At 66.8% G+C, this 18,333-nt stretch carries 19 protein-coding genes; 11 read left to right on the top strand and 8 right to left on the bottom strand.

All coding sequences use genetic code 11. The features are described from left to right. Positions 1-123: 123 nt before the first annotated feature. The 3 genes from GVY39_RS33000 to GVY39_RS33010 form a co-directional block, all read right to left on the bottom strand. Positions 124-996: an LLM class F420-dependent oxidoreductase gene (locus GVY39_RS33000; protein WP_159930911.1), complete on the bottom strand. Its 873-nt coding sequence runs from the start codon at positions 994-996 to the stop codon at positions 124-126. Positions 997-1,155: 159 nt separating this feature from the next. Continuing rightward, complete coding sequence (locus GVY39_RS33005) at positions 1,156-1,359, bottom strand: hypothetical protein (RefSeq protein ID WP_159930912.1); 204 nt, start codon at positions 1,357-1,359, stop codon at positions 1,156-1,158. A 243-nt stretch (positions 1,360-1,602) separates the two neighbouring features. Continuing rightward, entirely contained in the window at positions 1,603-2,247 is a 645-nt protein-coding gene (locus tag GVY39_RS33010; protein WP_201295437.1) for a DNA alkylation repair protein, read from the bottom strand. A 498-nt stretch (positions 2,248-2,745) separates the two neighbouring features. On the opposite strand from GVY39_RS33010, the gene GVY39_RS33015 reads away from it, so the two are divergent. Then, the gene (locus GVY39_RS33015) at positions 2,746-3,744 is read left to right on the top strand and encodes an alpha/beta hydrolase family protein (protein ID WP_240679492.1); all 999 of its coding nucleotides are present in this window, start codon (positions 2,746-2,748) and stop codon (positions 3,742-3,744) included. Positions 3,745-3,824: 80 nt separating this feature from the next. Here GVY39_RS33015 and GVY39_RS33020 read toward each other — a convergent pair whose 3' ends face one another. Together GVY39_RS33020 and GVY39_RS33025 are read right to left on the bottom strand one after the other, a co-directional pair. Continuing rightward, positions 3,825-4,478: a hypothetical protein gene (locus GVY39_RS33020; protein ID WP_159930914.1), complete on the bottom strand. Its 654-nt coding sequence runs from the start codon at positions 4,476-4,478 to the stop codon at positions 3,825-3,827. A 334-nt stretch (positions 4,479-4,812) separates the two neighbouring features. Next, positions 4,813-5,211, bottom strand: a complete 399-nt coding sequence (locus GVY39_RS33025; protein ID WP_159930915.1) for a helix-turn-helix domain-containing protein — start codon at positions 5,209-5,211, stop codon at positions 4,813-4,815. Between the two features lie 62 nt (positions 5,212-5,273). Between GVY39_RS33025 and GVY39_RS33030 the strand changes: the two genes are divergently transcribed. After that, complete coding sequence (locus GVY39_RS33030; RefSeq protein ID WP_159930916.1) at positions 5,274-6,110, top strand: NAD(P)H-binding protein; 837 nt, start codon at positions 5,274-5,276, stop codon at positions 6,108-6,110. 208 nt (positions 6,111-6,318) lie between these two features. On the opposite strand, the gene GVY39_RS33035 is transcribed toward GVY39_RS33030, so the two are convergent. Then, on the bottom strand, positions 6,319-6,948 hold the full coding sequence (locus tag GVY39_RS33035; protein WP_308221223.1) for a hypothetical protein: 630 nt from the start codon (positions 6,946-6,948) through the stop codon (positions 6,319-6,321). 316 nt (positions 6,949-7,264) lie between these two features. Between GVY39_RS33035 and GVY39_RS33040 the strand changes: the two genes are divergently transcribed. From GVY39_RS33040 to GVY39_RS33070, 7 genes are all read left to right on the top strand, one after another. After that, positions 7,265-7,411 carry a hypothetical protein gene (locus GVY39_RS33040; protein ID WP_159930918.1) on the top strand — a complete coding sequence of 49 codons (147 nt, stop codon included), beginning with the start codon at positions 7,265-7,267 and terminating at the stop codon, positions 7,409-7,411. A gap of 39 nt (positions 7,412-7,450) precedes the next feature. Next, the gene (locus tag GVY39_RS33045) at positions 7,451-8,428 is read left to right on the top strand and encodes an NAD-dependent epimerase/dehydratase family protein (protein WP_159930919.1); all 978 of its coding nucleotides are present in this window, start codon (positions 7,451-7,453) and stop codon (positions 8,426-8,428) included. Positions 8,429-8,613: 185 nt separating this feature from the next. Further along, positions 8,614-9,552, top strand: a complete 939-nt coding sequence (locus GVY39_RS33050; protein WP_159930928.1) for a TauD/TfdA family dioxygenase — start codon at positions 8,614-8,616, stop codon at positions 9,550-9,552. Between the two features lie 360 nt (positions 9,553-9,912). Then, entirely contained in the window at positions 9,913-10,557 is a 645-nt protein-coding gene (locus tag GVY39_RS33055; RefSeq protein WP_159930920.1) for an ABC transporter permease, read from the top strand. Beyond that, entirely contained in the window at positions 10,554-11,834 is a 1,281-nt protein-coding gene (locus GVY39_RS33060; protein WP_159930921.1) for an ATP-binding cassette domain-containing protein, read from the top strand. The genes GVY39_RS33055 and GVY39_RS33060 overlap by 4 nt, the downstream gene beginning before the upstream one ends. Continuing rightward, the gene (locus GVY39_RS33065; RefSeq protein ID WP_159930922.1) at positions 11,831-12,568 is read left to right on the top strand and encodes an ABC transporter permease; all 738 of its coding nucleotides are present in this window, start codon (positions 11,831-11,833) and stop codon (positions 12,566-12,568) included. The genes GVY39_RS33060 and GVY39_RS33065 overlap by 4 nt, the downstream gene beginning before the upstream one ends. Further along, positions 12,565-13,551 (top strand): glycine betaine ABC transporter substrate-binding protein, encoded by a 987-nt coding sequence (locus GVY39_RS33070; protein WP_159930923.1) that lies wholly within the window; start codon positions 12,565-12,567, stop codon positions 13,549-13,551. The genes GVY39_RS33065 and GVY39_RS33070 overlap by 4 nt, the downstream gene beginning before the upstream one ends. Positions 13,552-13,654: 103 nt before the next feature. Here the strand turns inward: GVY39_RS33070 and GVY39_RS33075 are convergent, their stop codons facing one another. Further along, complete coding sequence (locus tag GVY39_RS33075; RefSeq protein ID WP_159930924.1) at positions 13,655-14,413, bottom strand: DUF899 domain-containing protein; 759 nt, start codon at positions 14,411-14,413, stop codon at positions 13,655-13,657. Positions 14,414-14,447: 34 nt separating this feature from the next. Beyond that, positions 14,448-15,212, bottom strand: coding sequence for an SDR family NAD(P)-dependent oxidoreductase (locus GVY39_RS33080; RefSeq protein ID WP_370523861.1), 765 nt, complete (start codon positions 15,210-15,212; stop codon positions 14,448-14,450). A gap of 190 nt (positions 15,213-15,402) precedes the next feature. Between GVY39_RS33080 and GVY39_RS33085 the strand changes: the two genes are divergently transcribed. Next, on the top strand, positions 15,403-16,350 hold the full coding sequence (locus GVY39_RS33085) for an RNA polymerase subunit sigma-70 (protein WP_159930926.1): 948 nt from the start codon (positions 15,403-15,405) through the stop codon (positions 16,348-16,350). A 196-nt stretch (positions 16,351-16,546) separates the two neighbouring features. Further along, positions 16,547-18,223 carry an acetyl/propionyl/methylcrotonyl-CoA carboxylase subunit alpha gene (locus tag GVY39_RS33090; RefSeq protein ID WP_236565814.1) on the top strand — a complete coding sequence of 559 codons (1,677 nt, stop codon included), beginning with the start codon at positions 16,547-16,549 and terminating at the stop codon, positions 18,221-18,223. The last annotated feature ends 110 nt before the right edge of the window (positions 18,224-18,333 follow it).

The raw sequence follows: 18,333 nt of genomic DNA on the forward strand, positions 1-18,333 counted from the left end.
TCTCCTGTTCGTTGCAGTGGTTGTCTCAGCAACTCCCACTCCACGACAGGAGACCTTCGCCATTCAACGATCACCTACAGCGTGTCGTCACAAAACCTCGACCAACCTCCCTGGGCAGAACACCTAGCCCAGCTCGGACAGCTGCGGGACGACAGGCGCGAAGCCATCGATCCACGCGGCCGGGGATCCGGTGGTCGGAGTGACCATGACCGCGTGCACGCCGAGCTTCGCGTATTCGGCCATCCCACGGACGAATTCGTCGCGGGTCTCCGGAGTCGGCCGCGGGTTGTTGGCCATGATCGTCTTGCGGATCTCGTCGTAGTCGCGACCGACGTCGTCGCAGTGCCTGCGCAGGACGTCGAGCTTGTGCTCGACTTCCCGGGGCGAGCCGAACAGGTTGCACGCGTCGGCGTACTGCGCGACCAACCGCAGCGTCTTACGTTCCCCGCTGCCACCGATCAGCACCTTGGGGCGGCTGATCGGCTGCGGCGAACACAGTGTCTCGGCCAGCTGGTAATGCCTGCCTTCGAACGGCCCGTTGTTCGCCGGATCCCACATCTGCCCGCAGATGAGCAAGGTCTCCTCGAGTCGCTCGAACCGTTCGGCGACCGAGGGGAACGCCACGCCGAGCCCGCGGTGCTCGCGCTCGAACCACGCGGCGCCGATGCCGAGCACGGCCCGCCCACCGGACAGGACGTCGAGTGTGGTGACGATCTTGGCGAGCAGACCCGGATGCCGGTACGTCACGCCCGTGACGAGCAAGCCGAGCTCGACAGTCGAGGTGTGCGCGGCCAGGAAGCCGAGCGTGGTGTACCCCTCCAGCATGTTCGATTCTGCGGGGAGGCCGATCGGCTCGATCTGGAAATAGTGATCCATGAACGACAGCCAGGTCGCGCCCGACGCTTCGGCCGCCGCACCCACCCTGGCCAATTCACCGGCGATGGCGGTGGTTCCTCCGTCGATGTCGAAGATCGGTAGGTGAAAGCCGAGTTCCATGGCGTGATCTCCTCGTGTGTCGGCGAGCTTGCGCCCTCACGCTACGACCTGGAGTGCACTCCAAGGCAAGTCGAGCGCAACGCCGGTTCTACGAGGTTTCAGATGGCTTGCGAACAATGCGGGGTGAGGCGACACGGAACCTGTCAGGGGGGCGGAGTGTCACTCGTTTTCGGTGACGGTGGTGTCGGGGTGGCGGCGGCTGGTATCGGGTTTGACGAAGTGCCCGGTGATCGCGGAACGGTCGCGCCGGTTGTCACCGTGGTGCGGCTCATCCTCGCCGAGGGTGGTTTTCGGGTCCTCCGCCGCGGTCTCCTCGCTCACATATTCGCCGGTCTCAGCGGAACGAAAGCTCTTCTCGGCCACAGTGATCTCCTATGCGCTGTCTGGTCGTAACCCGTTGCGGGCGCTATGTCTAGTCAGTCACCGAATAGCACGCATACGCCGCGAGAAACGTCACCGGCAGCTCTTTTTCGCCATGCGATCCGCGAGAACCGTTCTTACGCTTGCATGGCAATCAACGACGAAGGAACGCTGGAGCGCGTAGTCGTGTCCTGACCCCCATGGCAGGAGTCGACCGTGACATCCCCGAGCGCGAGCCGGACCTTCCTACTTGTCGTGCTTTCGGCGCACCATCTCGGTGATCCAGATGGGCGCGAACGGAGACGTGCAGTTCGCTGGAGTCGGGTAGTCCTCGAGTACCCGCAAGCGCTCACCGATTCCGATCGCACGGGCGCGGTGCTCGGCGTGCTCGATCCCGATCTGCGCCAGGCAGTGGTTCATCGCCCACTGCAGGCGGTCCGGGGCGTGTTTCATCTCGGCCTCGATGACGTCGAGCAGTCCGGCGAGGTCGAGGCCTTCGGGCTTCTTCGCCACCCGTTCGGTGGTCAGCGCCCAGCCGGCACTGGCGACCACTCGATCCGGATCGGCGGTCCAGGCCAGGCGCAGTTCCTCGGAGTGCGGGTTCTTCTTCACCACGTAGTTGACGAGCCAGTCGTGCACCTTGGGTGTGCGCGCCTCGCGCACCATGGCGTCCAACTCGGCACGCTCGAACGTCTTCGGGCTGCAGATCAGAATGGCCAGCAGTCTCGCCGCGGTGTCACCGGTCTCCCACAGCGTGCGCGCTAGTTCCTGCTGAGTTTTCAGCCGCTTCGCGAGCGCGCGCAGCTTGCTGAGGTTCACACCGTGATCGTCACCGTGTCTCTCGTTCACCTCGCGTGCCTTCGGGTCTTCGAGCGCGGCCAACTCGGCCATCACCTCGGCCAGCGTCGTCTCGGCCACCTCGGGCTCCTTCCATAACAGAGGAGATCCACCCTATGAGAACGCTGCCGTTGCGCTCGACGTCGACGCACCCTCGCCGAACAGCTCGGGGTTTCGCGGATCACCGGGATCACGGAGGTGACGTCGGCTTTCCCGCCGCCGGAACCAGCCGCTGCGCATCCGTCGTCCGGTCCTGATCGGCCACCTCCGAGCGAACGTCGCACCCGGTGGTCCGCCCGCCGAGACGAATCCTCGTGGTCGGGCCGAACGTGAAGGCGTCGGCACCGGCGAGTTGCCAGCACCACGCGCGCAGACGGTCGGACCTGGAGTTTCCCAGCAGTGACGGCCACGACCCCAGGGGCCGGTAGCGGCGCGACGTAGGATGATTTCCCGGTCTCGGGCGCGGCTGCAGTACGCGCGAGTGGAGCAACTTGCTCTCAGCGGCGACGGATTCGAATTTCTCGGTCATCGAACAGTAAGTCGGCAGGAGGTATGCGGGTGGGAGCGGCGCGATCTGGACACCAGCGAGTTGTTCGTGGTCGATTGCGGAAGACCGGCGTTGCCGTGGCAACAGCTGTGCTCATGTCGTCGATCGGCCCGGCCGTGGCTACCGCCGTGCCACTCCACGCGCCCGTATTGCGCGCCCCGGCAGGCGGTTTCACGGAGCTTTCCGTGCCGTCCAGCATGGGGCCGATCAAAGTCCAGGTGCAGTGGGCGGCCCGCGGCGGGAGCGCTGCCCTGTATGTGCTCGACGGCCTGCGAGCGCCGGGCGACCACAACCAGTGGACGACCGATACCGACGCTCTGCGCCAATTCGAGAACGACAATGTCACGTTGGTGTTCCCCGTCGGTGGCCATTCGAGCTTCTACACCGACTGGTACCGGCCGAGCAGCACGAACGGTCAAACGACGACGTACAAATGGGAGACCTTCCTCACTCGGGAACTGCCCGCCTACCTCCAGCGATACGGTGTCTCGCGCACCAACAACGCCATCGTCGGCGCCTCCATGGGAGGAAACGCCGCCCTCACACTGGCCGCGCATCACCGCGACCAATACAAATTCGCCGGATCGTTCTCGGGATTCCTGCACCCCACCTTTCCGCTCTGGAACGAAGCGATGCGCGCTGCGATGTGGGACGAGGGCCACTTCAACGTCGATGACATGTGGGGTCCGGCCGGAGACCCTGCCTGGAGCCGCAACGACGCCACCGTTCAGGCGGAGTTGCTGCGCGGACTGCCGATCTACATCTCGACCGGCAACGGCGTGCCCGGTCCGCAAGACCTGCCGTACGGGGTCGGCAACACCGTCAACGCGATGAGCCTCGAGTCGATGACCACCACTGCCACACAAATCTTCCGTGACCGGATCGCCGCGCTCGGAATCACCGCCCGCGTCGACATCGTCAACGGAACGCACACCTGGCCCTACTGGCAGCAAGCACTCGCGACCGCGCGTCCGATGATTCTCGACGCGCTGCGCGCGCACTGAACTCGGTTCTCCGAGTGCCGACCTGCACTCGTCCGGCGATCGGGCGGGGTGGAAAGTCGCGGAAAGACCGCGTCACCAGATCAGCAGGTCACGTCCACTACGGCAGTCTTGTGGAACGACACATGCACATGGTCGTAGTGATTGGCGGTCGGGCTCCCTCGGTCTTCCAGGTACGACCAACCGCTGCCGTCGTTGTACCGTTGCCGCCAGATCACGTAAGTCACGCCGAAACGCTGTTGGTTGGCCAGCACGAAATCGGCGATGGCGTCGCCGCGTGCCGAATCGGATGTCATCAGATCGAGCGCCAGCCCGGCGCCGTGGTCGCCGTCGCCCCGGCCGACGGCGCCGCCGATGTCGGTGACGCCGAACGTCTTCTTGAGCAGGTGGCCCACCTGTGCCACGTGCGGGCGTGTGCCGACCAGGTCCGTTGAACACGGGACGGAGGGAGGCGGCGGGGGCGGGTGCTGTATCGCCTGCTTGGCCGACGGTGGTGGTTGCTCGGCCGCCGCCGCGGCCTGCGCCGGTACCGGCGGCGCCGTCGACGGCACGGTCGTCATGGCCGGGTCGCTTGCCACGGCGGACGACGGCGCGGATCCGACCGCCGCGACATGCTGAGCAGCCGGGTTCGGTCGAATCGCCGCCCACAGCACGACGGCGATGATTGCCGCTATGCCACACACAACCAGGGGCGTGAGCTTCCGGGTTGCCGTCCGCTTGCGATGTTGACCAGGCATGATGTCGATTACCGATTACGTCGAGGATAGGTCACCGATACATTACGAAATGGTCGCGGAAATGTCACGCCGAACGGGTCGGCGGTACGAGCAGCCCGTCACGCCCACAGTGGTCTCGGCAGGGGCGTCCCGCAGGGCATCGGCACCGGCACAACGGGGGTCGACTGCTCCAGCGGGCTCGACCGACCATCGTCTCGGCGGGACCAAGATGAGCGGCTACGGCTGGAAGAACGCCAAAGCAATCTCGATCAGGTTGTAGGAAATTGTCGCGGCGACTAACCGGCGGATCCGCGGCACCAGCAACGCCCGCCGCCGACGCGCTTGCGCCGAGAGATCATCGACTTCGCCGATCGTGCTCGTGCTGGGCGGCCACGACCTCGGCCGTGTGCCGACGGATCCACTCGAGGAACTGCTGCAACGACACCGAGAGACTCCGGCCCAGTGCGGTGAGTTCGTAGTTGACCCGCGGCGGCGTGGTGGGCTCCACGGAACGCGCGACAAGCCCGTCCCGCACGAGCGTGCGTAGCGTCTGCGACAGCATCTTCTCGCTGATCCCGCCGATCATCCCGCGCAGCTCGGAAAAGCGCAGTGGCCCGCCGCCCAGCGCGGTCAGGATCAGCACGCCCCAGCGGCTCGTGATGTGGTCGAGCACCTCACGCGCAGGGCAATCACTGTTGAATGCGTCACTCCGCACCGGCCAGGCGGCGCCCCCGACTTGCGAACGTACCGCCATGACCGGAGCTTACCTGAAGGTATGTCCTTACCGAGAGTAATCCCGCAGCCTACGCTGCTGCCATGGTCACAGTCGTTTTCGGAGCCAGAGGCAATGTCGGCCGCCACGTCGCGGCAGGTCTGATCGCGAGGGGCAGCCAGGTCCGTCTGACAAGCAGGGAACCCGACACGGCGGGCTTCCTATGGGGCACAGAGGTCATCGCGGCTGATCTGGAGCGCCCCGAAACGCTGCCCGCCGCACTCGCAGGCGCGGAAGGCGTGTTCCTCTATGCCAAGCCCGAAGGGATCGACGGTTTCGTGGCGGCGGCCGAGGCCGCCGGGGTACGGCACGTGACACTCCTGTCGTCCGGGGCTGTCTTGGGCGGCGATGCCGACAACCCGATCGCCCGCATGCACACCGTCGTCGAGTCCGCCATCGAAAAGTCCGGTCTGGAATGGACATTCATCCGGCCCGGCATGTTCGCCACGAACGCACTGTGGTGGTGGCAGCAGTCCATCCGCGACGCCGGCGTCGCCCGTGTGCCGTATGCCGACGCGCGAACTGCGCCTATCCACGAGAAGGATCTGGCAGCGCTCGCGGTGACCGCCCTGACCGAGCCGGGTCACCACGGCCACGCCTACACCGTGTTCGGTCCCGAGTCACTGACCCTGCGGCAGCAGGTGCGGCACATCGGTGCGGCCATCGGCCGTGAGATCGCCCTCGAGGTGATCTCGGTCGAACAGGCGCGCGCAGAACTGAGCAAGACCATGCCGTCGATCGGCGTCGAGGCCGTCCTGGCCGGATGGAAGGCCGGAACAGTGGCGCCACCGCAGGTGTCGTCGATCATCGAGGAGGTCACCGGACGCCCCGCGCGAACGTTCGCGCAGTGGGCAGAAGATCACGCGGCCGACTTCCGCTGACCCATCGTGAGCGTCGCTGAGGTCCCATCTCACGCCATGCCGGAGTCGGGGGCGATCCGATCAGCCCCCGCCCCGCCGACCCTTCCGGTCTGCTCGACATAGCCGCAGTGCTACATGGCGTGCGAGGACCGATCGAGTGCGCCGCTGGAACACGATCGCGAACGGCGATCATGCCCGAAGGCTGTCGGACCTCCGCTCACCGCGTGCATCATCGGGGCACGATGCTCTTGGCACCCACCATGCGCACCAGGCTGAGGATCGGAAGCCCGATCACGAGATGTTCGATCCCGGTGGAGATTCCCACCCAGAGGTGGCTGGAAAGTGCCAGTGGAATGATCACCGCCGCCGCGGTGAGGATTCCCACGATCCAGCTGAAGAACAATTCCGGTGACGGAGTGCCCAGGCGAAGCAGGTACCAGAGCAGTCCGGCGAGCAGTGTGCAGATGAATGCCACCACCGCGAACCAGTACGCGTCCTGGGCCATCGGGTTCCACACCCCGAGCGCGCCGCTCTCGGTGACCCGGGTCGCGATGATCTCGATGATCAAGGCGCACAGCCAGGCCGCAAGAGCGGTCACCACGGCCGCCGCGATCACACCACCGACGAACATGCCGATGTTGACCTCCGGGCCCTGTTGTTGCCGAGGCTGCCGGTCCGGAAGATCGGATTGCTGGTATTCGCTGTATCCGTGACCTCGGTGGCCGTATCCGGAGCCGTGGTCCTGGCTGTATCCGGAGCCGGGGCTGTATCCGTGATCTTGGCCGTACCCAGGATCACGGTAATTCCCCGGCTGATAACCGGGTTCATAGCGTGCGGTGTGCTGGTCGCGCGGATCCATGGGATTCAACCGCCGATCACCTCCGTCTTCAGCATGCGTGTGCGTCGAGTGTAGGGCCGCACCGAGCGTGCCGCTGACCGCCTACCCAACTCCGCTCGGCCGTGGCAGCGCCTTGGATTGCCACCTTGGCAGAACTTGCTGCCACGCAACGCTCTCGCTCCCAGCCCGTTCACGGGTTCGGCATCCACGCACGGTCTCGGGTCGTCGACGTATGCGATGCTGGAACCCTGAAACCATTGCTACCGCGCCCGGCATGGTGGGCATGGCGACGACAACCGATGCGCGTGAAACCGACGTCGGTGGGTAGGCCACGGACGTGACCGAACCCGGAAACCAGAACGCACCCGAACTGGGCGACCAGACCGACACCTCCCACCCTGACGACTTGGACCTCGATACCCGCGAAACCCCGGAGAACGAGGACGTGAACGAGGAGGCGGGCGCCGTCGAACCGCCCGACTGAGCACCGTTTCACCCACGGCGGGCGGGGAATCCCGCCCGCATGGGTATCACCGTCGCCGTCACCGGGCCGACCGGCGAGATCGGCATCTCCGCCGTCACCGCACTCGAACGCGACCCGGCGGTCGACCGGATCGTCGGAATGGCCCGCCGACCGTTCGACCCCGCCGCACACGGCTGGAGCAAAACCGAGTACCGGCGCGGCGACATCCTCGACCGAACCGCCGTGGACGCCCTGGTCACCGAGGCCGACGTGGTGATCCACCTGGCGTTCGTGATCATGGGCTCCCGGGAGGAGTGCGCTCGGGTGAACCTGGCGGGCACCCGCAACGTCTTCGAGGCGACGGTCGCCGCCGAGCAGGCCCGCCGCCTCGTCTACACGTCCTCGGTCGCCGCGTACGGCTACCACCCGGAGAATCCCACCCCCATCACCGAGGACGTGCCGCCCGAGGGCTCGCCCGAGCACTACTACTCCGAGCAGAAGGCAGCGTGCGAGGCGGCGCTCGCCGAGATCACCGCCGACTCCGACCTGGAGGTATTCGTGCTTCGGCCGTGCATCGTGGCCGGCCCGAAAGCGCCGGCCCTGCACGACCTGCCGTGGCAGAGACTCCCCCGCCCGTTGCGGGCACTGGCCAGGGCCAATCCGCTTTTCAAACCGGTGATTCCCGACCCAGGCCACCCGCTGCAACTCGTCCACCACGACGACGTGGCCGCCGCCATCGCGCTGGCCGCCACCGCGGATGCGCCGCCCGGCGCCTACAACATCGCAGGCGACGGCACCCTCACCCTCTCCGACGTGGCAGCCGCACTGGGCGGCAGGCCGGTGCGCGTCCCCGCGGTCGCCGCCACCGCAGCATCCGCGGCCCTCGCCCGCCTCCCCTTCGTGCCCGCCACCCTGGAGTGGCTGCACATCGTCCGCACGCCCGTCGTCATGGACACCAGCCGCGCGAAGCGGCAGCTCGGCTGGAAACCGACGCATACCTCCGCCGAAACCCTCGCAGCGCTCGCCGCCGCCCGCTGAGCCTCGGAATCCCGCCCGGCCGCCGCAGACCAGAGCTGCTCGGAATACGACGAACTCGCAGCTGCGGCCGACCACCACCTGCGTGGTCACCCGTTTCGATCTCGATGACTGTAATGCTGGCCGCGCCGTACCAGGGCTGGTTTCCTCTGAGCCGGATCATCAGGTTCGAGCGAAAGGCCCCCGGTATGTCCGCCGACCATACAGCCGAGACCGAGACCGACCTGGCAGTGGTCAAACTCGGCGCCCACATCGGCGCACAGATCGACGGGGTCCGGCTCGGTGGTGACCTGGACGCGCGGACCGTCGCCGCCATCCGCGCCGCACTGAGCGAGCACAAGGTGATCTTCTTCCGTGGCCAGCATCACCTGACGGAATACGGCCAGTACGAGTTCGCGCAACTGCTGGGACAACCGACCACCCCGCACCCGACCATCACCTCGGCGGGTGTGAAGAGCCTGGCCATCGATTCCCGCCACGGGCGCTCCAACACCTGGCATACCGATGTCACGTTCGTCGACCGCGTCCCGAGGGCATCGATCCTGCGTGCGGTGTCGCTGCCCAGCTACGGCGGTTCGACCACCTGGGCCTCGACCGTCGCCGCGTACAACGCGCTTCCGGAACCTTTGAAGCGGCTGGCGGAGAGTCTGCGCGCGCGGCACAGCAATCAGTACGACTACGCCGCCGCCGTCGAGGACGATCCGGACGAGAACACCAGGGCCTACCGCCGGGAGTTCGAGTCGACCTATTTCGAGACCGAGCACCCCGTGGTGGAGGTGCACCCGGAGACGGGTGAACGCGCCCTGTTGCTGGGCTGCTTCGTGAAGCAGATCGTCGGCCTGTCCAGCCAGGAGTCGCACGCGCTGTTCCGATTGTTCCAGGACCGGGTGACCCGCCTGGAGCACACCACCCGCTGGGACTGGTCCCTCGGAGACGTCGCCATGTGGGACAACCGCGCCACACAGCACTACGCGGTCGACGACTACGACAGCAATGAGCACCGCAGGCTGACTCGTATCACGCTCGCCGGACCGGTTCCTGTCGGTGTCGACGGCACGCCGAGCACGGTGATCGCGGGCACCGCCGAAAACTACTCGGCCGTCGGCGCGCTCACGCGGGCGGCATAGCCCGTCACCAGGGTGGATGCCGTCACGAACATGACTCGCACACAGATGGTTCGGCGGAATCCGCCACTCGCTCTTCGCAGCTTCTCGCCACGGACGTGGTCGCTGAGCCGTCTGAATTACGCCGACCGCCCATGGTCGGCTCGGAACGTCGAAACAGGGCGTAATCGAAGTCGTCTGTGGGCACGAATGCGTCCTTGCCGGTGTCGATCGAAATACCGCGAATGCGGCAAGCTCGCGAATCGCCCGGCACGCGGCGTCCGGATTCGAACACGCGGAATCGTCTAGTCTTTGACGGCTCGAGTATCCGGTGACTACACGTAGACAGGTACCAACTGGTCTTCGGCTGACGAGGGGAATCCCGTGAATTTATGGAGCTACATCCGAGGACGGGGAGAAGTTCTGGCGTTTCTCACCTATCAGCATTCCTCCCTGGCGTTTCAAACCGTCTTGGTCGGAACGATCGTCGCCGTCCTCATCGCGGTGGCGGTTTATCGGTTGCCGCTGCTGTCGGCGCTGTCGCTGACCTCGAGCCGGGTCGCGTTGACGATTCCTTCGCTGGCGCTGCTGGCGATCCTCTTGGTTCCTTTCGGGCTGGGCGTGGTCCCTTCGTTCGTCATGCTGACGTTCTTCGCCGCGCTGCCGGTAATCGGTAACGCGATCGTAGGTTTGCGGTCGGTGCCCCCCTCGGTGGTCGAATCCGCGCGTGGCATCGGCTTTTCGCGATGGCGCATTCTGCTGACGGTCGAATTGCCGATCGCCTGGCCGGTCATCCTCACCGGCATCAGGGTGTCCACCCAGATGATCGTGGGCGTGGCCGCCATCGTCGCCTATGTGCTCGGGCCGGGCCTGGGATCGCTGATCTTCAACGGCCTCTCCCGTCTCGGCGGCGCCAACGCCCTCGAGATGGCTCTCACGGGCACCATCCTCATCGTCGTCATCGCGCTGGTGTTCGACGCGCTGCTCGTCCTGCTCGGACGGCTCACCATCGCAAAGGGACTGTCATGACCGACGACGTGACCAGCGGGCCCGGCCCGGCGACGCCGGAGCGCAACGTGACCGGCGCTTCCATCAGGCTGGACTCGGTCGTCAAGCGCTACAAGGGTCAGCACAAGCCTGCGGTCGAGCGCCTGGACCTCGAGATCGAAGCAGGCGATATCGTCGCGTTCGTCGGTCCCTCCGGCTGCGGCAAGACGACCACGCTCAAGATGATCAACCGGCTGATCGAGCCGACCGAAGGCCGGATCTTCATCGGCGATCGCGACGTCACCGGGGAGGACCCGGACAAGCTGCGGCAGTCGATCGGGTATGTCATCCAGTCCGGCGGCCTGTTCCCGCACTGGACGGTCGCCAAGAACATCGGCGCCGTCCCGCGGGTGCTCGGATGGGACAAGAAGCGGATCGCCGAACGCACCGAGTACCTGCTCGATCTGGTCGGTCTCGACCCCGGCACCTTCGCCGGACGGCTGCCGAAGGACATGTCCGGCGGTCAACAGCAGCGGGTCGGGGTCGCCCGAGCGCTCGCAGCGGACCCGCCGGTTCTGCTCATGGACGAGCCCTTCGGCGCCGTCGACCCGATCACCCGGGTCCGCCTGCAGGACAGCCTGATCGCGATCCAGCAGGAGCTCGGCAAGACCATCGTGATCGTCACGCACGATTTCGAGGAGGCCACCAAGCTCGGCGACAAGGTGCTCATCCTGTCCGAAGGAGGTCATGTCGAACAGTACGCGCGCCCGGAGGAGATCCTGACCGAACCGGCAACGCCGTTCGTGGAGGAGTTCGTCGGGTCCGGCGCGAAACTGGCGTACCTGACCGTGACGCGGGTGCGTGACGTCGCCTACGACGAGGTGATCACCGCTCGGGTCGGCGAGTCGGCGCAAGGGGTGATCGAACGCGCGAAAGCCGCGGGACACACCTGGGTCGTCGTCGTCGACCAGGCCGGCCGGCCGCGGTCGTGGCCCTCGCTCGCGGAGGTGGCGACCAAACCGGAGGTCTCCGACTACCTCGACCGGCGGTTGCCCGTGGTCGCGCGATCCTCGACCCTCAACGACGCGCTCGACGCCATGCTCGCCACCAGCCAAGGCGCCGCCCTCGTCACCGATGGGCGCGGCGCGGTCATCGGTTCGCTCGGCATCGGCTCGGTGACGGAGGTGATCAGGAGCAAGCTCGCCGAAGGACGTGCCGACGAGGAGGTGTCGTACGAAACCTATGTCGAGGGAACAGATCCGGCGCCCACTCCGGTGGTCGCCGCCGACGACGAAAACGGATCGGCCGGGCAGTCATGAGTCGTCTGCGCCGCGTTCCGATCGACGTATGGTTCGAACCGATCATCATCCTGGTCATCGGTATCGGATACGTCCTCTGGTACCGATCGACGACGTTCACCCCGACCGAGAAGGCGTCCCTCGACTGGGCCAACCTCCAGACCACGATCCTCGCGCACATCGAGTTGACGGTGGTCGCCACGGTGATCGTGATCGTCGTCGCAATCCCGCTGGGCATCGCGCTGACCCGTCCCGGGGTGCGGCGGCTCGAGCCGATCGCCGTCAACATCGCCAACATCGGCCAGGCCGCGCCCGCGGTCGGCCTGCTCGTGTTGTTCACCTTCTGGTTGGGCACCGGATTCCGCACGGCGATCGTCGGTCTCGTCGTGTACGCCGTCCTGCCGATCCTGCAGAACACGATCGTCGGTCTCCGGCAGGTGGATCAGCGCACGATCGAGGCGTCACGCGGTATCGGCTATTCGAGCGCGCGGACGCTGTTGCAGGTCGAGTTACCGCTCGCGGTGCCGGTGATCCTCAATGGTGTGCGCACCGCGCTGGTCATCCTGGTCGGCACCGCGACGCTGAGCACGTTCATCGGCGCGACCAGCCTCGGCACGCTGATCACGACGGGTGTCACCCTCTTCCTGCCCAAGCTGCTCCTGTCCGGCGCGGTCCTGGTCGGGCTCCTGGCGTTGATCATCGACTGGCTCGGCAGACTCGTCGAACTGGCCGCGACTCCCCGAGGTGTCTCATGAGATCGCCACGAGACCGCATGGTCACCCTGCTGGCGGCGCTGGTCGCGACGACCTCGATGCTCGCAGGGTGCGGTTTGGTGAGTTCGTCCGGAACGTTCCACGACGCGCGCCTGCCGGACGGCGCGCGCCCGCTGGACGGCGCGAAACTGGTCGTCACCTCGAAGAGCTTCACCGAGGGCGTGCTGCTGGGCAAGATCACCGCGACTTATCTGGCCGCGGCGGGCGCGGAGGTCACGGACCTGACCGGCGCGCCGGGTTCGGCCTCGTCGCGGCAAGCCCAGCTCAACGATGACGCCGACGTGCTCTGGGAGTACACCGGCACCGGGTGGGTGAACTACCACAACCAGACCGAGACGATCTCGGATCCGAAAGAACTGTGGCAGCGTGTCCACGATATCGAGAAGCGCGAGCACGACCTGGAGTGGCTCCCACCGGCCAACTTCAACGACACGTACGCGTTCGGCACCTCGACGCCGAACGCCGAACGTCTGAAGGTTCGGTCCCTGTCCGACGTTGCCGCGCTCCCGGTCCCCGATCGGACTTTCTGCGTCGATGACGAATTCTTCAGCCGCTCCGACGGTTTCATTCCGATGCTGCAGAAGTACGGGATCCCCTACAACGACCCGAACGGTGTTCCACCGGGCAACGTCACGCGGATGGACGCGGGTGTGGTCTACACGGCGACGGCCAGAGGCGTCCCGTGCAATTTCGGCATGATCTACACCACCGACGGCCGGGTCAAGAACCTGAACCTCGTCGTCCTCGACGACGACAAGAAGTTCTTCCTGCCCTACAGCGGCGCGGCGGTCGTGCGCGGGGTCATCATCGACCGCTACCCGCAGTTGCGGCCCCTGCTCGGGACCATCTCCGAGCGCCTCACCGACGAACTGATGCAGGACCTCAACGGTCGCGTCGACATCGATGGAGAAGATCCCGCCGACGTCGCCTACGACTGGCTGAAGAGCGAGGAGCTCATCGAGTAGGCCTTGCGGGGCCGAGCCGAGTCGTCTCCCATCTACGCTCGGCTCGGCTCGCATCGAGGAACTCGGTATCAGAGCGCGGAACACCCACGCGTGGAATCACCGATCATGCGCAGCCGCAGTCTTTCGAGCCGGCACGCGGCGGCCGTTGGTCGTTCGGGTTGTCCGGGTCGGGGTCACCGAACCACCGAGAGGGCTTGTGCTCGCCGTAGGTGTCATGCCAGTCCCACCACTCGTAGGGTGGGGTCTGTGGGTAGCCCTCCGGCGAGTCCTCCCATTGCTCCTGGCGCCCCAGCGCGGTCATGTCGAGGAAGCTCCACGTGGTCCCCAGCGCCTCGTCGCCGCGGTTGTTGATGAAGTAGGTGCGGAACACGCTGTCACCGTCGTGAATGAACGCGTTCGTGCCGTGCCATTCGTCCACGCCGAAGTCGGCGTCGAAATCGTCGGTGATGGTGTACCACGGCATCTTCCAGCCCATCCGCGCCTTCACGCGCTCGATGTCCGGCTGCGGCGCACGGGAGGCGAACACCAGCGTGGTGTCGCGGGCGTTCAGGTGGGCGAGGTCGGCGACATGATCGGCCATCATGGAGCAGCCGCGGCAGGCGTGGTGGGGCCAGCCGCCCACGCCGGGCTCGAAGAAGGCGCGGTAGACGATCAGCTGACGTCGACCGTGGAACAAGTCGAGCAGAGTCGCACTGCCCTCAGGTCCTTCGAACGCGTACTTCTTGTCCACGGCCTGCCATGGCATCCGTCGTCGCAAGGCGGCGAGCGCGTCACGAGCGCGGCTCACCTCCTTTTCCTTCACGAGCAGTTGCTGCCACGCTGCCTCCCACTCCTGCGGCGCGACGATAGGCGGTTTGTTCATTGCGGATGTCCTTCCTTCCTACGGTTCCGGCGAGTCAGGCCAGCGGTGACATGCCCGCGGCGGTGAGCGTGTTCGCGGGGTGGATCGGGTGCTCGGCAGTCGCGATCTCGAGAACCGACTTGCCCACCTGTTCCGGGGTGAGGGAGGGTCCCAAGGCCCGCACGAAGGTGTCGACATCGACCCCTTGCCGCTCGGCGTAGCCGGCCACTGCCGCTGCCCCGAGATCGGTGGCGGGCGTCAACTGTGGAAGAACGGATACGAACCTGATCCCCAGCTCGGCCCGTTCGGACTCCACGGCGGCATAGCTCGTGATGAACTTGACGGTGGCCTTCGCCCCCGCGTAACCACCGCTGAGCGGCGACCCGTGGATCGCCGCGCCGCTGGAGATCGCGATCACCGAGCTACCCGGCGCGAGCGGGCGGCGCAGCGCTTCGCGGATCCAATAGAACGCCTGCGCGACGTCGACACTCCAATTCTGGCTGAAGGTTTCCCACGTCTGATCCTGTAAGGGGCTCATCCGGGGAGTCGCTCCCGCGCACAAAACCACGGTGCGCGGTCGATACTCGTCGAGGAGACGGGCGGCCGTCGCGGGATCGGCGGCGTCGGCGCTGACCGCGGTGAAGGTAGCGCCGAGTTCGTCGCGCACCGCGTCGAGATGCGGGCCGCCCCGGGCGACGCCGACGACGTGGGCGCCTGCCGCCGACAGCGCCCGGGCGATGCCGAGGCCGAATCCACGGCTGGCTCCGGTCACGATCGACGTCGTGCCGTCGAGGGCGCCGGGTTTGTTTGTCACATTCACGGTCGTATTCGCTTTCGTTGGGGAGGTGCTTCGAGTCCGTACTGATTGAGATACGTCTCGCCGCCACGATTCATCGGTTGCGGCTCCGCTGGTCTTTCGTGGCGGGCCGACCGATGAATTCCGGTCGCCGGACGTATCTGTACCGGTATGGGGCTCGCGTCCCCACCACCTCGAGAATGGGAGTACGACTGTGCCGGTCCAGGAGGATTTCATCGAGCAGGCGGCGCCGTTCCGCGCCGAATTGATCGCCCACTGCTACCGCATGCTCGGTTCGGTGCACGACGCCGAGGATCTCGTCCAGGAGACCTACCTGCGCGGTTGGCGCGGCTATCCGGCGTTCGAGGAGCGCGCGGCGCTGCGGACCTGGCTGTACCGCATCGCGACCACCGCGTGCCTGCGCGCACTGGAGAACCGCGCCCGCCGAGTGTTGCCGGCCGGCCTGGGCGCCGGCTCGGTCGATCCGGATGTGGGTCTCGACGGCGACGCCGGTACTCACCGATGGTTGGAGCCGCTGCCAGACGCTTTCACCCCGGAGAGCGCCCTCGTCGCCAGGGAAAGCGTCCGGCTGGCGGTGATGACGGCCATGCAAGAGTTACCTGCACGCCAGCGAGCCGTGTTGATCCTGCGCGACGTCGCCCAGTTCAGCGCCGCCGAAGTCGCCGAACTGCTCGAAACGTCGCCATCCGCGGTCAACAGCGCACTTCAACGGGCACGCGCCCGGCTCGCCGAGGTCGCCCCCACCGACGAAAGCGTGACCGAACCGGAGGACGCCCGAGGCCGTGCGCTACTCGACCGCTACTGCGCGGCGTTCGAGAACGCCGACCTCGCCGCCCTCACCGAACTACTGGCCGCCGACGTCAGGCTGGAAATGCCGCCGGTGCCGGTATGGTTCACCGGCCGCGACGCCGTGACCCGGTTCCTTGCCAAGCGGGCTTTCGCCAAGCCCGGCGATCTCCTGCTGATCCCGACGGCCGCGAACGGACAACCCGCTGTAGCCGAATACCGTCGTGGCGCCGACGGCATCCTCGAAGCCCACTCGATACACGTCATCACCACAGACCACGGCGGGGTTGCCGCCATCACCGTCTTTCTTCAACCAACCCTGTTCGCAGCGTTCGGCATGCCACTGACCCGGTAAGCATCGAAGGGCGCCCAGGCGCTCGCCTACCGCCACACGTGATCGACCTCGGCAGCGGACGGCTCGCCGAACGTATACGCGCGAGTAGGGCCCATATGCCGTGCATAATTCCAGGCTCGAGGTGCACACTACGCACAGCCGCGATCGGCTCGCCCGTCGACGGGGCCGGAGCATGGGATAGAAAGGAGCCAGGCGAGTGTTCAATCGCATCGCCATCGTCAACCGGGGAGAGGCGGCGATGCGCCTTATCCACGCTGTCCGGGATCTGGCGGCCGAGACCGCGAGACCGATCGAAACCGTCGCTCTCTATACCGATGTGGACCGGAACGCGACGTTCGTGCGAGAGGCCGACATCGCCTACGATCTCGGTCCCGCATCCGCACGCCCCTACCTCGACCTGAAGGCGCTCGAGCGTGCGCTGGTGGCGACTGGATCCGATGCCGCCTGGGTCGGCTGGGGTTTCGTCGCGGAGGACCCGGCGTTCGCGGAGTTGTGCGAGCAGATCGGCATCACCTTCATCGGCCCGAGCCCGGACGCGATGCGCAAGCTCGGCGACAAGATCGGCGCCAAGCTGATCGCCGAGGAGGTCGGCGTGCCGGTCGCGCCGTGGAGCCGGGGTGCGGTCGAGTCCGTGGACGCCGCCCTGGCCGCCGCGGCCGAGATCGGCTACCCGCTGATGCTCAAGGCCACCGCCGGTGGCGGTGGTCGCGGTATCCGGGTGATCACCAACGAGGCCGAACTCGTCGACGCCTACGAACGCACCCGCCAGGAAGCCGCGCGGGCCTTCGGCAGCGGCGTCGTCTTCCTGGAGCGGCTCGTCACCGGGGCCCGCCACGTCGAGGTGCAGGTCATCGCGGACGGTCAGGGCACCGCCTGGGCACTCGGTGTGCGCGACTGCTCGGTGCAGCGACGCAACCAGAAGATCATCGAGGAGTCCGCGTCGCCGGTGCTGAGCCCCGAGCAGACCGCCGAACTCAAGGCGTCGGCCGAGCGGCTGGCGATCGCGGTCGGATACCGCGGCGCGGCGACCGTCGAGTTCCTGTACCACCCCGGTGACCAGCTGTTCGCCTTCCTCGAGGTCAACACCCGGCTGCAAGTCGAACACCCGATCACCGAATCGACCACCGGTTTCGACCTGGTCCGGGCGCAGCTGCACGTGGCCTCCGGCGGCAAGCTCGAGGGCGAGCCCCCGGCTGAGCGCGGCCACGCCATCGAAGCGCGGCTCAACGCCGAGGATCCGGATCGCGACTTCGCGCCTGCCCCGGGCCGTATCGCTCGCCTGGACCTGCCCGCCGGCCCCGGCATCCGCGTGGACACCGGTGTCAGCGAGGGCGACACCATCCCGGCCGACTTCGACTCCATGATCGCCAAGATCATCGCTTACGGCCGCAACCGCGACGAGGCGCTGGGCAGGCTGCGCCGGGCGGTCTCGCAGACCCGAGTGGTCATCGAGGGCGGCGCCACCAACAAGAGTTTCGTACTCGACCTGCTCGCCCAGCCCGAGGTGATCGACGCGGTCGCCGACACCGGCTGGATCGACCGCGTGCGCGGCGAGGGCCGTCTCGTGTCGCACCGCCACTCCACCGTCGCGGTGGCCGCGGCCGCCATCGACGCCTACGAGGAGGAAGAGCGGGTCGAGCGGGACCGGCTGCTGTCCACCGCCGCAGGCGGACGCCCGCAGGTGCAGCACCAGAGCGGGCGGCCGCACGACCTGAAGCTGCGCGGCGTCGGCTACCGGGTGCGCGTCGCGCGCGTCGGTGCTCATCGGTTCCGGGTCGGTGTCGAAGCGGGCGGGGATCTCCGCATCGCCGACGTCGATCTGGAACGCTTCGACCACCACACCGGGCAGATCGTGGTCATTCAAACTCGGTGACGGGCTCGAAGCCCTCGCCCGGCACGGCCGGCCGGGGTGAGAATTCGGGTCTCCGGCGCCTGCATGCCACCACTGGTTCACCGATCGGGGTTGTGCCCCTTGCCTGTTGA

Origin of the sequence: Nocardia sp. CY15 (assembly GCF_009829295.1) — a bacterium.
In the GTDB taxonomy this organism is placed as follows: domain Bacteria; phylum Actinomycetota; class Actinomycetes; order Mycobacteriales; family Mycobacteriaceae; genus Nocardia; species Nocardia sputi.

Bases quoted from the DNA above. Each gene is read 5' to 3' on its own strand.
- GVY39_RS33060 (WP_159930921.1), top strand. From the start codon at position 10,554: ATGACCGACGACGTGACCAGCGGGCCCGGCCCGGCGACGCCGGAGCGC.
- GVY39_RS33075 (WP_159930924.1), bottom strand. From the start codon at position 14,413: ATGAACAAACCGCCTATCGTCGCGCCGCAGGAGTGGGAGGCAGCGTGG.
- GVY39_RS33000 (WP_159930911.1), bottom strand. From the start codon at position 996: ATGGAACTCGGCTTTCACCTACCGATCTTCGACATCGACGGAGGAACC.
- GVY39_RS33025 (WP_159930915.1), bottom strand. From the start codon at position 5,211: ATGGCGGTACGTTCGCAAGTCGGGGGCGCCGCCTGGCCGGTGCGGAGT.
- GVY39_RS33010 (WP_201295437.1), bottom strand. From the start codon at position 2,247: ATGGCCGAGTTGGCCGCGCTCGAAGACCCGAAGGCACGCGAGGTGAAC.
- GVY39_RS33070 (WP_159930923.1), top strand. From the start codon at position 12,565: ATGAGATCGCCACGAGACCGCATGGTCACCCTGCTGGCGGCGCTGGTC.
- GVY39_RS33065 (WP_159930922.1), top strand. From the start codon at position 11,831: ATGAGTCGTCTGCGCCGCGTTCCGATCGACGTATGGTTCGAACCGATC.
- GVY39_RS33045 (WP_159930919.1), top strand. From the start codon at position 7,451: ATGGGTATCACCGTCGCCGTCACCGGGCCGACCGGCGAGATCGGCATC.
- GVY39_RS33050 (WP_159930928.1), top strand. From the start codon at position 8,614: ATGTCCGCCGACCATACAGCCGAGACCGAGACCGACCTGGCAGTGGTC.
- GVY39_RS33020 (WP_159930914.1), bottom strand. From the start codon at position 4,478: ATGCCTGGTCAACATCGCAAGCGGACGGCAACCCGGAAGCTCACGCCC.
- GVY39_RS33015 (WP_240679492.1), top strand. From the start codon at position 2,746: ATGCGGGTGGGAGCGGCGCGATCTGGACACCAGCGAGTTGTTCGTGGT.
- GVY39_RS33035 (WP_308221223.1), bottom strand. From the start codon at position 6,948: ATGGATCCGCGCGACCAGCACACCGCACGCTATGAACCCGGTTATCAG.
- GVY39_RS33030 (WP_159930916.1), top strand. From the start codon at position 5,274: ATGGTCACAGTCGTTTTCGGAGCCAGAGGCAATGTCGGCCGCCACGTC.